At 62.0% G+C, this 14,178-nt stretch carries 18 protein-coding genes; 7 read left to right on the top strand and 11 right to left on the bottom strand.

Going from position 1 to position 14,178, the window contains the following annotated elements; genetic code table 11:
• Positions 1-64: 64 nt before the first annotated feature.
• Genes PspR76_RS09035 through PspR76_RS09025 form a run of 3 tightly spaced genes read right to left on the bottom strand, consistent with a single transcriptional unit; the run spans position 65 to position 1,962 of the window.
• Positions 65-607, bottom strand: a complete 543-nt coding sequence (locus tag PspR76_RS09035) for a DUF2937 family protein (protein ID WP_159954885.1) — start codon at positions 605-607, stop codon at positions 65-67.
• Positions 608-618: 11 nt separating this feature from the next.
• Positions 619-1,395, bottom strand: coding sequence for a class II glutamine amidotransferase (locus PspR76_RS09030; RefSeq protein ID WP_094951183.1), 777 nt, complete (start codon positions 1,393-1,395; stop codon positions 619-621).
• A gap of 30 nt (positions 1,396-1,425) precedes the next feature.
• Positions 1,426-1,962: an MFS transporter gene (locus PspR76_RS09025; protein WP_159954884.1), complete on the bottom strand. Its 537-nt coding sequence runs from the start codon at positions 1,960-1,962 to the stop codon at positions 1,426-1,428.
• A gap of 21 nt (positions 1,963-1,983) precedes the next feature.
• Here PspR76_RS09025 and PspR76_RS09020 point away from each other — a divergent pair, with 21 nt between their 5' ends.
• The gene (locus tag PspR76_RS09020; RefSeq protein ID WP_159954883.1) at positions 1,984-4,038 is read left to right on the top strand and encodes a S9 family peptidase; all 2,055 of its coding nucleotides are present in this window, start codon (positions 1,984-1,986) and stop codon (positions 4,036-4,038) included.
• Positions 4,039-4,108: 70 nt separating this feature from the next.
• Positions 4,109-4,582: a cyclic nucleotide-binding domain-containing protein gene (locus tag PspR76_RS09015; RefSeq protein ID WP_159954882.1), complete on the top strand. Its 474-nt coding sequence runs from the start codon at positions 4,109-4,111 to the stop codon at positions 4,580-4,582.
• Here the strand turns inward: PspR76_RS09015 and PspR76_RS09010 are convergent.
• Positions 4,579-4,863: a hypothetical protein gene (locus tag PspR76_RS09010; RefSeq protein WP_159954881.1), complete on the bottom strand. Its 285-nt coding sequence runs from the start codon at positions 4,861-4,863 to the stop codon at positions 4,579-4,581. The genes PspR76_RS09015 and PspR76_RS09010 overlap by 4 nt on opposite strands.
• Positions 4,864-4,941: 78 nt before the next feature.
• Here PspR76_RS09010 and PspR76_RS09005 point away from each other — a divergent pair, with 78 nt between their 5' ends.
• Positions 4,942-5,628: a spermidine synthase gene (locus tag PspR76_RS09005; protein ID WP_159954880.1), complete on the top strand. Its 687-nt coding sequence runs from the start codon at positions 4,942-4,944 to the stop codon at positions 5,626-5,628.
• Between the two features lie 127 nt (positions 5,629-5,755).
• Here PspR76_RS09005 and PspR76_RS09000 read toward each other — a convergent pair whose 3' ends face one another.
• Positions 5,756-6,676, bottom strand: coding sequence for a ParB/Srx family N-terminal domain-containing protein (locus PspR76_RS09000; RefSeq protein WP_159954879.1), 921 nt, complete (start codon positions 6,674-6,676; stop codon positions 5,756-5,758).
• 151 nt (positions 6,677-6,827) lie between these two features.
• Between PspR76_RS09000 and PspR76_RS08995 the strand changes: the two genes are divergently transcribed.
• The 3 genes from PspR76_RS08995 (at position 6,828) to PspR76_RS08985 (ending at position 8,249) form a co-directional block, all read left to right on the top strand.
• Entirely contained in the window at positions 6,828-7,202 is a 375-nt protein-coding gene (locus tag PspR76_RS08995; protein ID WP_003210675.1) for a YajD family HNH nuclease, read from the top strand.
• Positions 7,203-7,363: 161 nt separating this feature from the next.
• Positions 7,364-7,831 (top strand): RNA methyltransferase, encoded by a 468-nt coding sequence (locus tag PspR76_RS08990; protein WP_003189607.1) that lies wholly within the window; start codon positions 7,364-7,366, stop codon positions 7,829-7,831.
• A gap of 67 nt (positions 7,832-7,898) precedes the next feature.
• On the top strand, positions 7,899-8,249 hold the full coding sequence (locus PspR76_RS08985; protein ID WP_159954878.1) for a YgaP family membrane protein: 351 nt from the start codon (positions 7,899-7,901) through the stop codon (positions 8,247-8,249).
• A 174-nt stretch (positions 8,250-8,423) separates the two neighbouring features.
• Here the strand turns inward: PspR76_RS08985 and PspR76_RS08980 are convergent, their stop codons facing one another.
• Together PspR76_RS08980 and PspR76_RS08975 are read right to left on the bottom strand one after the other, a co-directional pair.
• Positions 8,424-9,644, bottom strand: a complete 1,221-nt coding sequence (locus tag PspR76_RS08980; protein WP_159954877.1) for a hypothetical protein — start codon at positions 9,642-9,644, stop codon at positions 8,424-8,426.
• A gap of 14 nt (positions 9,645-9,658) precedes the next feature.
• Positions 9,659-10,108 carry a YcgN family cysteine cluster protein gene (locus PspR76_RS08975; RefSeq protein WP_159954876.1) on the bottom strand — a complete coding sequence of 150 codons (450 nt, stop codon included), beginning with the start codon at positions 10,106-10,108 and terminating at the stop codon, positions 9,659-9,661.
• Between the two features lie 153 nt (positions 10,109-10,261).
• Between PspR76_RS08975 and PspR76_RS08970 the strand changes: the two genes are divergently transcribed.
• The gene (locus tag PspR76_RS08970) at positions 10,262-10,846 is read left to right on the top strand and encodes a nitroreductase family protein (protein WP_159954875.1); all 585 of its coding nucleotides are present in this window, start codon (positions 10,262-10,264) and stop codon (positions 10,844-10,846) included.
• Positions 10,847-10,951: 105 nt separating this feature from the next.
• Here PspR76_RS08970 and PspR76_RS08965 read toward each other — a convergent pair whose 3' ends face one another.
• From PspR76_RS08965 to PspR76_RS08950, 4 genes are all read right to left on the bottom strand, one after another.
• On the bottom strand, positions 10,952-11,884 hold the full coding sequence (locus PspR76_RS08965) for a D-2-hydroxyacid dehydrogenase (RefSeq protein WP_159954874.1): 933 nt from the start codon (positions 11,882-11,884) through the stop codon (positions 10,952-10,954).
• A gap of 107 nt (positions 11,885-11,991) precedes the next feature.
• Positions 11,992-12,285 carry a YcgL domain-containing protein gene (locus PspR76_RS08960; RefSeq protein WP_159954873.1) on the bottom strand — a complete coding sequence of 98 codons (294 nt, stop codon included), beginning with the start codon at positions 12,283-12,285 and terminating at the stop codon, positions 11,992-11,994.
• The gene (gene rnd / locus PspR76_RS08955; protein WP_159954872.1) at positions 12,282-13,415 is read right to left on the bottom strand and encodes a ribonuclease D; all 1,134 of its coding nucleotides are present in this window, start codon (positions 13,413-13,415) and stop codon (positions 12,282-12,284) included. The genes PspR76_RS08960 and rnd overlap by 4 nt, the downstream gene beginning before the upstream one ends.
• A gap of 122 nt (positions 13,416-13,537) precedes the next feature.
• The gene (locus PspR76_RS08950; protein ID WP_159954871.1) at positions 13,538-14,137 is read right to left on the bottom strand and encodes a class I SAM-dependent methyltransferase; all 600 of its coding nucleotides are present in this window, start codon (positions 14,135-14,137) and stop codon (positions 13,538-13,540) included.
• Positions 14,138-14,178: the final 41 nt, after the last annotated feature.

Below are 14,178 nucleotides of genomic sequence, written 5' to 3'. Positions count from 1 at the left end.
TCCCAAAACGTGACGCGGAGCGTCACAAGAGGCATTCCCACGCGGAGCGTGGGAACGATCATCATCAAAGGCCTTTGAGGTCTCGCTCTTCAATCGGCCGGCTCTGACGCAGGCGCTTGCCGCCCAACACCACCCAGTCGATCAAGCGGAACAGGCATTCGATGCCGAACGACAACAGCATCGCCCCGCCCAAGCCCCAGCCCATGGCCTCAGGCGTCAGCAGAATCTGGTAGCTGTAGCCATTCCAGGTTTCCAGGCGAATCGCCGGGTCGGCGGCCACCGCCACTTGCAACGCGCGGATGTACCACGGGCCTTGCATGGCCTGGAACTGCTTGTCCAACGCGACCTGGCGATCAAGCATGCTGCCCAGGCTGTTGGCGTCGCTCTGGAACACCGGGTCATCGCTGGCGCGGTAATGCGCCACCAGCGCCTTCAAATCACCGTTGAAGAACTGCCGCGCGGTGGTTTCAAACCCGCTGAGGCCGGTCTGGGCCTCGATCAGGTGGGCTTCGACGCGCTTGGCGTAGTCGTTGATAAACCCCGGCACTTGCACACCGACCAACAAGCCAATCGCAAACAGCACCAACCGCAGATAACTGAGCAGCATGGTCGATATCCTTACTCGGTAATGCCCTGGCTGACGCATTCACCGCGTCGCCACAGGCTCCATTGGCCCGGTTCGTAACGGGTCCAGTTTTCGTTGTCGGTCAGCGGCTCGGTGGCGATCACCGTAACCACATCATTTGGCGTGGTCTCGGCCTGAAAATCGACGATCACGTCGACATCTTTCAAGCGCGCCGGGCCAAACGGTGCGCGCCGGGTAATCTGCGCGAGTTTGGTCGAGCAGTAGCAAAACAGCCAGTCGCCGTCGCTGAGCAGGCAGTTGAACACGCCTTTGCTGCGGTATTCGGCGCAGGCGGCGATCAGGTCCGGTAGCACTTGCTCGATCTCCACCGGCTCCGGGAAGGCTTCGCGCACCCGGTTGAGCAGGTCGCAGAACGCCGCTTCGCTGTCGGTATCGCCCACCGGCCGGTAGAACGTGGCGCGCGGGTTGAAGTCCGCCAGTTGGCCGTTGTGGGCAAAACACCAGTTGCGGCCCCACAGTTCGCGCACGAACGGGTGGGTGTTGGCCAGGCTGACCTTGCCCACATTGGCCTGGCGGATATGGCCAATCACCACTTCACTTTTGATCGGGTAACGCTGCACCAGCAGCGCGACTTCCGACTCGCAGCTGGCGGCCGGGTCCTGGAACAGACGCAGGCCACGGCCCTCATAGAAGGCAATGCCCCAACCGTCGCGGTGAGGGCCGGTACGCCCGCCCCGCTGCATCAGCCCGGTAAAGCTGAACACAATGTCGGTGGGGACGTTGGCACTCATGCCCAATAATTCACACATGCCAGGGCTCTCGCTGCAGGGCGGACAACGTTAAAGGCGCGGTTCGACCCGCATACCGCTGGTGGGCGCCGGGCGACGGAATGGCTCGTCGTCTTCGTCCACCGGCTCGGCGGCCAGGGCCGCATCGGCAGCGGCCTTGCGCTCACGGCGGGCAGTGGCGGCGCGCTCGATGGGCCAGCGGATCAACACAAACACGATGTACACGCCAAAGGCGATCATCGTGTACATGAACAGATCGGAGATGGCCCGCCAGGCGTTATTGCCGACATGCAGCACCAGATCCAACGCGGTGATCGCCACGGCCGGCGCAAACTGGGTCTTGACCGGGTCGACGATGGTCGGGCTGAACAGCAGCACCGCCATCAGCAACTGCAGCGGCTCGCGCAGCCAGCGCCAGATCCAGCGGGTCATGCGCCACCACACCAACAGGCAGCCCAAAGCGGCGAAGGCGTAAAGGCCCCAAGCGGTCAGATAGTCGTTCTCGGTCATGGTGTCCATGGCAAGGTAGGCAAACAGGCGGCTATGATAACGGCTTTTGCGTGTCTCGGCTGCAATGCCTGCCACCATCCGCCAGACAGAGAGTGATCCATGCCTTCATCGACCCACATCACTGCCGCCCCGATTGCCCGCAAGGCCGAAGGCCAGGACCCGTACGCCTGGCTGCAACAGCGTGACACGCCTGAAGTCCTCGATTACCTCAAAGCCGAAAACGCCTGGCAGGAAGCGCAACTCGCCGACCAGCAGGCGCTGCGGGAAACCCTGTTCGAAGAGATCAAGGGCCGCATTCTCGAAACCGACTTGTCCCTGCCCTCGCCGTGGGGCCCGTACCTGTATTACACACGCACCACCGCCGGTGACGAATACGCCCGCCACTACCGCTGCCGCCGCCCCGCGGATGACAGCAACACTGTGGACGACAGCAGCGAAGAACTGCTGCTCGACCCTAACGTACTGGCCAATGGCGGCTTTTTCTCCCTGGGCGCGTTCAGCATCAGCCCCGACCACCAGCGCCTGGCCTACAGCCTGGACACCAGCGGGGAAGAGATTTACACCCTGTTCGTGAAGGAATTGGCCACCGGCAAAGTCAGCGAGCTGGAGTTCGAGGACTGCGACGGCAGCATGACCTGGGCGAATGACAGCCTGACCCTGTTCTTCACTGAGCTGGACGACACCCATCGCCCGCACAAGCTCTATCGCTACCGCCTGGATGGCACGGCGGCGCAGGAAGTGTTTCACGAGCCTGACGGACGTTTCTTCCTGCATTGCTACCGTTCCAGTTCCGAGCGCCAGTTGCTGTTGGCCCTGGGCAGCAAGACCACCAGCGAAATCTGGGCACTCGACGCCGACCAGCCACACCTCGACTTCGCCTGCCTGGCGCCACGGGTAGAAGACCACGAATACGACGTGGACCACGGCCAGCTTGACGGCGAGTGGACCTGGTTTATCCGCAGTAACCGCGACGGCATCAACTACGCGCTGTTCGTCGCCGCCGACACCGGCAGCGTGCCCACCGAAGATCAATGGCACAACCTGATCCCGCACAGCGACGAGGTGATGCTCGATGGCGTGAGCCTCAACGCCAGCGCGATGACCTTGAGCCTGCGCATCGGCGGCCTGCCGGTGATCGAAGTGCACCCGCAGGACGTACAAGCCTATCGCGTGGAACTGCCTGACGCCGCCTACAGCCTTTACGTACAGAACAGCCTGGAATTTTCCAGCGACAAGATTCGCCTGCGCTACGAAGCCCTGAACCGCCCGGCCCAGGTGCGCCAACTTGACTTGGCCAGCGGCGCGCAAGTGGTGCTCAAGGAAACCCCGGTGCTGGGCGTGTTCAACGCCGACGACTACGTCAGCCAACGCCTGTGGGCCACCTCCGCCGATGGCACCCAAGTGCCGATCAGCCTGGTGGTCAAACGCGACCAGCTCGGCAAGCCGACGCCGCTGTACCTCTACGGTTATGGCGCCTACGGCCATAGCCTCGACCCGTGGTTCTCGCATGCACGCTTGAGCCTGCTGGACCGCGGCGTAGCGTTTGCCATCGCGCATGTACGCGGCGGCGGTGAACTGGGTGAAGCCTGGTATCGCAACGGCAAGCAGGAACACAAACAGAACACCTTCAGCGACTTCATCGCCTGCGCCGAGCACTTGATCGCTGCAGGCCTGACCACCTCCAGGCAGCTGGCGATCAGCGGTGGCAGCGCCGGTGGTTTGTTGATCGGTGCGGTGCTTAATCAGCGCCCGGACCTGTTCCAGGCAGCGATTGCCGAAGTGCCGTTCGTCGACGTGCTCAACACCATGCTCGACCCCGAGCTGCCGCTGACCATCACCGAGTATGACGAGTGGGGTAACCCTGAAGAGCCCCAGGTGTACGAACGCATCAAGGCCTACGCGCCGTACGAGAACGTCAGCGCCCAGGCCTACCCGGCCACGCTGGTTATCGCCGGCTACAACGACAGCCGCGTGCAGTACTGGGAAGCGGCCAAGTGGGTGGCCAAACTGCGTGACACCAAGACGGACGACAACCTGCTGCTGCTCAAGACCGAATTGGGCGCCGGCCATGGCGGGATGAGCGGTCGTTACCAGGGATTACGTGACGTAGCGCTCGAATATGCATTTGTGTTCAAGGCGCTGGGGCTGGTTTAAGGAACTTAGGACGGCGGTCCTGTCTGAACACACAGACCGCCTACTTGATTGATGGACCAAGATTGCAGCCATGCCATTACCGACGTTAATGAACAATGAAATCCGCGACATGCTCATGGACTGCGGCCTGTTCGATCCCTTGTTGCCGGAAGACTTTCACGTCGCCGCCGGTTTCTTCAATATCAGCAGCATTGCCCGCGACGAGGTGATTTTCCTCGAGGGCGATGCCGGCACCTTCATGTGCATCATCCACAGCGGCCAGGTGGCCGTGCAGAAAACCAACCACGACGGCCAGCGCCTGACCATCGCCACCCTGCGCAGTGGCCGGGCCTTCGGCGAAATGGCGGTGCTCGATGGCGAACGGCGTTCGGCCAGCTGCATCGCCGCCAGTGATTGCGTGCTGTTGAACCTGGGCAAGGATTCCCTGGAAAAAATGCTTAACGAAGCGCCCAGGGTTGCCGCCAAGATCATCCGCGCCATCGCGATTGCCTTGTCTAAGCGCCTGCGCATGGCCGACGGGCAATTGCTGTCACAACAGTTTTAACCGCCGGGGGTTTTCGGTTTGCTGTCGTTTTGCAGCAGGCCGGGCACGCCTTGATCCTTCGGCGGCGTCGGCAACACAATCGGCACCAGCGCCGGTGAGCCGTTCGCCGTGGCTTTAGGCGCGACGGGCGGGGTGACTTGCGGGTACGGCGTGGGCGTCGGCGTGCCCGGCGCACCGGGGGTTGGCGCGGGGGCGACCGGCACGGTTTGCAACTCCTGAGCCTGAGCCGCACCCAATGTGAGCGCGCCAAGCACAATGACCGTTAGAATACTGCACTTCATCGATGGCTCCATGGCCTGACCGGAATGTCGTAAGGCTACTCCCAACCGCGCAAGAATGCCCTTCCCAATGAGATTTCCATGAAACGTTTCGTTCTGCTCGACACTACTCCGATCCCCGATAACGGCGGTGCCTTGTGCCTGTTCGAATACGGCGAGGATTTTGTCATCAAGATCCAGGGCGGTGACGGCGGCCAGTTGATGAACACGCGCATGCACGGTTCCGAAGACGCGCTGGCGGAAATTCCCTGCCGCAAAGTCGCCGGCCGCCCGGGTTCGCGGTTGCTGATCGGCGGGTTGGGCATGGGCTTCACCCTGGCGTCGGCGCTCAAGCATTTGGGCAAGACCGCCGAAGTGGTGGTCGCCGAATTGGTGCCTGGCGTAGTGGAATGGAACCGTGGGCCACTGGGCGAAAAATCCGGCCGCCCGCTGCTCGACCCGCGCACGGTGATTCGCCTGGAAGACGTGGCGAAAGTGCTGCAGGCAGAGCCTCAGGGCTTTGACGCGATCATGCTCGACGTGGACAACGGCCCCGAAGGCCTGACGCAAAAAGCCAACAGCTGGCTCTACTCCGCCGGCGGCCTGGCCGCCTGCGCCAAGGCCCTGCGGCCCAAGGGCGTGTTGGCCGTGTGGTCGGCGAGTGCCGACAAGCTGTTCAGCGACAAACTGCGCAAGGCCGGTTTCAAGGCTGAGGAAGTGCAGGTGTTTGCCCATGGCAATAAAGGCACTCGGCACACGATTTGGATTGCTGAAAAGCTCAAGGGCTGAGCCCCGCAGACACCACAAATCCCCTGTGGGAGCTGGCTTGCCTGCGATTACGCCGTATCAGTCGACACACGTGTTGACTGAGATACCGCTATCGCAGGCAAGCCAGCTCCCACATTTTTGATCGGTGTTAATTCCGGGATTTGCGGTAATCAATCACATACGGCACTTTTTTCTCGAAGGTCTTCTTCAGCTCAGCTTGATCCAACTGGCTCATGCCGCCCAACTGATGGGCGGTGAAACCGCTGTCACCCACCTGCGAGCCCGGCGCCAGGCTGACCATGCGCTGGGCAACGGCTTGGATAGCGTCCTTGTAGCCGCCCTTCTTGTTCAGGTTGAAGGCGCTCAGGTCAATCTGCGAGCGCAGCCAGTTACCCCAGTAAAACTCCAGAAACTCCGGCGCAACGGCGCCATCGTCCGGTTTGCCGTAGGCGGCTTTGCGGGTGAAATACACCAGGCTGCGGAAGGTGTCGTCCTGCAGGTTCTTGAAGCCCAGGTGCGCCGGCAGTTGCTGCGGTGCCAGGGTTTTGCCGTGATTGTCCTTGAGCCAGACCTTGCGCGCGGTCTCCATGCGCTGCCAGAAGGTGGCCATGTCCGGGCTATTGCTGAAGTCATCGGTCACCTTGACCCACATTTTCAACTGTGGGCCGCCGCCGGGCACTTCCCACAAGGTGGTGAAGCTGTGGTGACCGTCGGTCAGGTACAACTGGCCGCCGGGGCCGACCACCACGGTTTTCATCTCGTCGGGGTGGGTGCCCACCGGGCTTTGGCAGTTGAAACTGGCGGGGCGGAGCAAGTCGGCGTCTTTGGGCACCTTGTCGGCGTCGCCCTGGCCGTTGGTTTCGCAGTACTCGTCGAAGACCTTGGCGGGTTTGTCGGCGAACAGCCCCAGGCTGTAATAAATCTGGTCGAAGCCTACCACGGCCTGGGTCGGGTGCAGTTGTTCGAGGGCAACCTCGATGACCTGGCCGGGTTTGGGGGTGGAGAACGCTTGAGCGTGAGCCGCCAGGACGCTGAAGAGCAGCGCTACGGTCCAGGTGTATAAACGCATGGGTTTCAGATCCTTGTGAATGGAGTGAGCCGATACTACAAACGAATGCCACCGTCAGGCTGTACCGTAGCTGAAAAAGCCAGCAGTCATTTCGCCCGCAAGCGGCTAGAATCAACCCTATCCGTGAACCCCCAAATAGCCAGGAGCCATGATGAGCTCGACCAACCCGCCCTCCCACACCGCCAAGCTGGACCGCATCCTCGCCGATGCCCAGCGCGACCGGGAAATGGGCTACCGCGACAAAGCCTTGAAGATGTACCCGCACGTGTGTGGCCGCTGCGCCCGTGAATTTGCCGGCAAACGCTTGAGCGAGCTGACCGTACACCATCGCAACCACAACCATGACGACAACCCCCAGGACGGCTCCAACTGGGAGTTGCTCTGCCTGTACTGCCACGACAACGAACACTCGCGCTACACCGACCAGCAGTATTTCGGCGAAGGCTCCACCAGCAGCCCGACAATTGCCAAGGCCACGCACAACCCGTTTGCGGCGTTGGCGGGGTTGATGAAGAAGGACGACTGAGGGTCGTCGTTGCCTGTCAGGGCCTCATCGCAGGCAAGCCAGCTCCCACAGGGGAATGCATTCCAAGTGTGGGAGCTGGCTTGCCTGCGATAGCGATGCCCCAAGCAATACATCACGCCAAGGCCGTATAATCGCGGTTTTTCTCCAAGGCACCCTTCCCCGTGGGCAATAAACGCTACAGCTGCATCGGTCTGTATAACCCCAAATCCCCCGAAAACGTTGGTTCGGTGATGCGTGCCGCCGGCTGCTACGGCGTGGCCTCGGTGTTCTACACCGGCGTGCGCTACGAGCGCGCCCGGGACTTCATCACCGACACCAAGAAAGTCCACCACGACATTCCGCTGATCGGCATCGACGACCTGAAAAAGATCCTGCCGCTGGGCTGTATCCCGGTCGCCGTGGAACTGGTCGAGGGCGCCCGCCCGCTGCCCGAATACACTCACCCGGACCGCGCGCTGTACATCTTCGGCCCCGAAGACGGCTCGCTGGACAAAGAGATCCGCGACTGGTGTGAAGACGTGGTGTACATCCCGACCACCGGCTGCATGAACCTCGCCGCCACCGTCAATGTGGTGCTCTACGACCGCCTGGCCAAGGGCAACAACACCCGTTCGGGCCCCAAGTACTGATTTTTCGGGAACATCCGGCGCCCGCAAACAGTCAGCTACTTACACTTGCCCTTGTTGGAGACAGATCATGAGCGACAGCAAAACCCTGCGACCTATCATTGAACACACCCCGTTTGAAACCCAGCCCACTCAGAACGTGCACGGCTGGGAACGCATCGGCTCGGTGGCCGGTGGCGTGATGATGGTCGGCAAAGGCCTGCGCCGTGGCGGCATCTTCGGGTTGATCCAGGTGGCGATTGGCGGCGTGGCGCTGGTGCGCGGCGTGACCGGGCACAGCTCGCTCAAAGACAAGCTGGAACAGGGCCGCCAGGAAATGAACAGCGTGCGTACCAAAATCGAGCGCGCGGGCGAAGAGTTGAAGAACTTGAAGACCAAGGCCGAAGTGGCGGTTGAAAAAGCCACCAAGACCACCGGCTGACCTCGCTCTCCAACCTAGTGGAGATCTAAATGTGGGAGCGGGCTTTTGTGGGAGCTGGCTTGCCTGCGATGCGGGCACTTAGGTGTATCTGATCCACTGCGGTGATGCTATCGCAGGCAAGCCAGCTCCCACAAAGGCCAGCTCCCACATTTTTGCTTTGTGTAGGGCCTAAGCTCAGCGCAATAATTTGCTATCCAACACCACCGACGACTCGCCGATCACGCTTTCGGCCAGCTGCACAAACTCCGCCGTGGTAATGCTGTTCGCGCGCATCACCGCCTGCGCGAGGTCATCCAGCGAACGCTTGTTATGGGTCTTCACCCGAATCTCGCGGTCCAGTTCCTGCAACACCACCACCGCCCGCGCGACCGTCGCACCGTTGACGTGATCGCCACGCAGCGTGGCCACGTCCTTGCCCTCTTTGCTCAAGCGCGCCTGAATCGCGGCATAGCGCTCATCGGTGATGCCACCCGCACGGCGCAGCAGTTCGATGGCGTAATACTCGCCAAGGCCTTCGCTGATCCAATCACTGGTGTCGTGATCGTTGAAGCGCCCAATCGCCTGCACCACTTCGCGGATCAACGGGCTGCTGCCGTTCTCGCTGACCAACGGCGTGCGGCTGTTGAGGTAGATCGAGTCGCGCGCCGCGAACACGCCACGGCGCAGCGGGTCACTGGCGCCCACTACCAACAGCTTGGCCGGGTGACGCGGGAACGCCGCCTCGACCTGCGGCCATACGAACGTCAGCAGCGTCAGCACATCCATACGGCGCATCGCCTGGCCTTTGGGCGAGGCCACGGTGACTTCGGTCTCGCCTAGGCGCACGCGGCGGCTGCCGAGGGTGCCGGCGAGCATCCAGCCGGTGGGCCGGTCGAACAGCCGGGAAACGTTGTCGATGCGGAATTTGTTCTTGCCGATACGCGGCCAGGCGGTTTCGATGCTTTTCCAGCCGCTGGGCAACTCGAACGTCAGGCGCGAGACCAGTTCGACACCGTCCTGCTGGTCGAGCCGGGCAGCCGGCACCAGGTCTTCGCCGCGAAACAGCGCCCAGCTCGGGGTCATCCGCGCCTCATAGACGCCCGCTTTACGCGCATGGCTGAGGCGTACGCGGTAGGTCAGGCTGGCCTTGTCGGCAGACGGCTGCCACAGGCCATGGGTGCCGCTGACCTTCCACTGGCCGTCGGCCTTGAAGTCGCTGTAGTCACCGTCGCGGCCCAGGTCGAAGTTCAGGCTGCGTACTGCCGAGCCTTGGGACAGGCTCACACGCACCTCGGCCTGATCGCTCTGGGGCAACAGTTTGACGTGATAGTCGAGGTCGACTTTCTTCGCGCACCACGCGGGCAGGCTCAGCGCCAGCAGCACGAACGATGCCGCCAGCTTGGTTGCCACCGTCATACACACTCCTTTTTTCAGCCCGCGCGGAAGATCAGGTAATCCTCCCAGTCGTCTTCGGGCACGCTGCCTTCGGCGAGCATGCGTCCGGACTGGGAAATGCGTTCATGGTGCACGGCGTCGCGGTCGCCGCAGACCAGGTGATGCCACAGCGGCAAGTCCTTGCGCTCGCTGACCAGGCGATAGCCGCAGGTCGGCGGCAGCCACTTGAACTGGTCGGCCTGGCCCGGCGTGAGTTGGATGCAGTCAGGCACCGAGGCGCGGCGGTTGGGGTAGTCAGTGCACTGGCAGGTTTTCAGGTCGAGGAGTTTGCAGGCGATACGCGTGTAATAGACGCTGTTGTCTTCCTCATCCTCAAGCTTTTGCAGGCAGCACAGGCCACAGCCGTCGCACAACGACTCCCATTCCTCCTGGTCGAGGTGTTCAAGGGTTTTGCGTATCCAGAAAGGTTCGACTTTGGCGGCCATGGCTCTACATCAGTATCGGTAGGTGAAAAGGCCGCCAGTCTAGTGCCCAAGGCCCTTGGGGCCAAGCGCTTACGACTGGCGGTGTAACAACACTTGTCAGTCTAGTGGGCGCGCAGTAGCTTTGAACGCCGAATTGAACCTCAGGAATTGCCCATGACAAGCGTTGCCGATTACCCGATCCACTCCCAGTTCACCGAACGCTGGTCGCCCCGCGCCTTCACCGGCGAGAGCATCCCGCAGGAGACTCTGCTGAGCTTCTTCGAAGCGGCACGCTGGGCACCGTCGGCCTACAACTCACAGCCTTGGCGGTTTCTCTACGCGCGCCGTGACACGCCGAACTGGGAACGTTTCCTGGGCCTGCTGAATGAATTCAACCGCAATTGGGCGCAGCATGCGTCGGCCCTGGTGATCATCGCTTCGAAAACCGACTTCACCGCCCCCGGCGCCAGCGAAGAAACCCCGGCGCTGTGGCACACCTTCGACACCGGTTCAGCCTGGGGCCACCTGGCGCTGCAAGCCAGCCTCAGCGGCTGGCATACCCACGGCATGGCCGGTTTCGATCAGGAACTGACCCGCAAAGAGCTGAAGATTCCAGCAGGCTATGCACTGCACGCGGCTGTGGCCGTGGGCAAGCTGGGTGACAAGTCGAGCTTGCCTGAATATTTGCAGGAGCGTGAAGCGCCAAGCCCGCGTAAACCGCTGAGCGAGCTGGTGTCCGAAGGCGACTTCAGCCTGTAAGCCTTACTGATATCCCTGTGGGAGCGGGCTTGCCCGCGATAGCGGTGGGTCAATCGCTGCATTGCTGGCTGACACACCGTCATCGCGGGCAAGCCCGCTCCCACATTAATAACCGCGCTCGAAGCTGACTTCCCCGCGCAACGCTTCCTTGGCGTCATACGCCCGCAGGTTCTGCACAAACAAGTCCACCATCATCCCCGGCGACGTCGGCGCCGAGCTGTGCCCGGTCAACAGCAAGCCCCAGGCGGTCCAGAACGGATGCCGTTGCGGCAGCGGTTCCTGGCGGCACACGTCGATCACCGCGCCGGCCAGATGCCCTTCTTTCAGCGCCTCGACCAGGTCAGCATCGACCACGGCCACGCCGCGCCCGACGTTGATGAACAACCCGGTCGGCTTGAATTGCTTGAACAGCGCCGCGTTGTACAGGTCATGGGTATTGGGCGTATTGGGCAGCAGGTTGATCACATAATCCACCTCGCCCACCAGGCGGCCCAATTGATCCAGCCCGGCCACTTCGATAAACGGTGCCTGCTCCCGTGCGGAGCTGGCGATGCCATACAACTTGACGCCAAACGGCAGCAGGAAGTCGGCCACACTCTGGCCGATATCGCCGGTGCCGACGATCAGCGCCTTGCGCCCGGCCAGGCTTTGGCCCATGCGGTTGTCCCACTTGCGCTCGACCTGGCTGACCAGCCGCGCAAGCACTTCACGCTCATGGCCCAACATGTAGGTAAGCACAAACTCGGCCATGACCTGGCCAAAGATGCCGACCGCGCGGGTCAGGCGGTAGTCGCGGGGCAAACCGTCGGCCAGCAGCGGCGTGATACCGGCCCAGGTCGATTGCAGCCATTGCGGTTGGTGCCCCTGGCGCAACAAGGTGGCCAACAGGTCCGGCTGGCCCAGCCATACCGGGCAATCGGCGGCCAGGCGCGAGAGTTCGGCGGAGTCGCCGCTGGTCAGCACCTCGACGTCCGGTGCCGCTTCACTGAGTAATTGGGCGTAGAGCGGGTAATCCTGTTCAGCAATCAGAACACGCATGGTTCAAACCTTTCAAAAACACTGCAGACGGCCGCCCGCATCCTTACGGCCACCGCCAACGAATACGTTTGCATTGAAGAATGTGCCCGCATCCGGGCACTGACTGATCACATCGGGTCGTTGCGGCGCAGCAGCTCTTCGGGCAAGTGCTCGATGTACTCGTCTTCGGCCGGTGGCATTTGCAGGTGGTAGCCCTGCTTGTCGAGGTTTTCCAGGACCACGCTGATATCCTCGCGGGACAGCTTGCGCTCGGGCGTCAGGATCATTTCGAAAGCCAGATGGGCCTTGCCGAAGGCCTGCATCAACGGCTCCGGCACACGCTCCAGCGCATCGCTTTTGAGCACGTAGAGGTACATCCCGTCTTTTTTCAAACTGCGATAGATGGAGCAAATACGTTTCAAGGCTGTTCTCCGGCAGTGGCCAGGCTGTCGAGCAGCGCCTGGCCCATCAACTCGCGGCGCCAGCCACGCAGCGAGTCTGGCAATGTATAAGGCCCATCGGGGTAGCCACTTTTAACCAGGGCTTCGAGGGTTTTCTTGCGCAGCATCAGTTCCGGCGCCATGTCCAGGCGTTCGGCTTCGGCCTGGCCCAGCGCGCGCAATTGCTTGATCAACGTGGCGGCGTCCACCGGCAGCGGTTCAGCCACGGCTGGCGGCCATTGGTCCATCGGCACACTGCCGGCACGTTTGATCAGGTCCAGCAGGAACTGGCCGTCCTGGCGCACGGTGCGCGGGTGCATGTCTTCAATTTTGCCCAATGCCGCGAGGTTATCCGGCTGGGATTTGGCCAGGGGCCACAACGAGTGCTCGCGGATGATGCGGTTGCGCGGCAGGTCACGGGCGCGGGCTTGCTGCTCGCGCCAGGCACACAGTTCACGCAGCACGGCGAGCTGGGCGCGGGACAGTTTCCACGCCAGCTTGGCGTCGCGGTACACCTCGTACGGGTCGACTTCGCGGCGCAGGTTGGCCACCAGTTCGGCGCCGTCTTCCAGCACCCACGCGTATTTGTCGTCAGACAGTTGCGGGCGCAGGCGAATGTAGACCTCGGCCAGGTGCACCGCGTCTTCGGCGGCGTAGCTCACTTGGGTCTCGGACAATGGCCGCTGCAGCCAGTCCGAGCGGGTTTCACCCTTGGGCAGCTCGATATCGAGTACGGCTTGCACCAGGCGCGAGTAGCCCATGGAGAAACCGAGGTTCAGGTAAGCCGCCGCCAATTGGGTGTCGAACAACGGCACCGGCAGGCTGCCGGTCAGGCGCAGCAAGACTTCCAGGTCTTCGCTGCAGGCGTGCACCACCTTGATCACCGCCGGGTTCTCCAGCAAGGCGGCCAAGGGTTGCCAGTTGTCGATGGTCAGGGGGTCGATCAGGTAAGCGCGCACGCCATCGCCGATCTGGATCAGCCCGGCAATGGGATAAAAGGTGTCGACCCGCATGAATTCGGTGTCGAGGGCGACGAATGGCAACTGCTGCCATTCGGCGCAATGCTTGCCGAGGCTATCGTTGTCGCAGATCCAGTGAATATCGATGGCCACACGGCTCTCCCTTGAAGAATGGCGCGAAGTATATATCGCGAAAGACCCTTGCGAGCATCCGCAGTGCACACACCATCATGAAAACTCCGACAAGAGACAAAGAATAGTCCGACAGGCGGCAATTAGCCTCTCTTACGCAGGACGTAAACCCGCCAACGCTTGGAGCCCGGCAGGAACTCTTGCTGGTTCAAGACGTTGAAACCGGCTTGGCGGAATTCGCCCTCGGCAGGTGTCTGCGCATTCACAGAGACGATCACCGTGTCGCGACTGACCCGATGAAACTCACTCAGCAACGCCAAACGCCCTTCGCTGCTCGGTACATGGCGAAACAATTCCAGGCAGAAAATGCAATCCACCGCATTCGCCGACAGGCCAATGGAAAACGCCGATCCCTGGAACGTTTTGACCCGTTTGAGCAACGCCGCCGGGTGATGAGTGCGCGCGTGGTCGAGCATGGCCTGGGAGTTGTCCGAGGCCAGAATCACGCGATTGATGTGTTCGGCCAACACCGGCCAGAACCGACCCGAGCCACAGGCCAGGTCGAGGATCAGCCCCGGTTCGCCGGCGACTTTCAACGCCTGGCGCACCAACCGCTCATCGCGCCACGCCGCCATGCGCTGGCGCAGCCGTGGCGGGCGCGTGTCGCCACAGACCCTGGCGTGCTCACGGTCGCAGCGCTCGGTGAATTCAATCTCGATAGAGGAAGGTGGTTGTGACGACATCACGGGCTCATGTGTGTAGAACGGTAGTGAACGACCTTGAA

Source organism: Pseudomonas sp. R76 (assembly GCF_009834565.1).
Classification (GTDB): Bacteria; Pseudomonadota; Gammaproteobacteria; order Pseudomonadales; family Pseudomonadaceae; genus Aquipseudomonas.
Note: the sequence above shows the minus strand (reverse complement) of the source record. Positions and strands in the feature narration are given on the sequence as shown.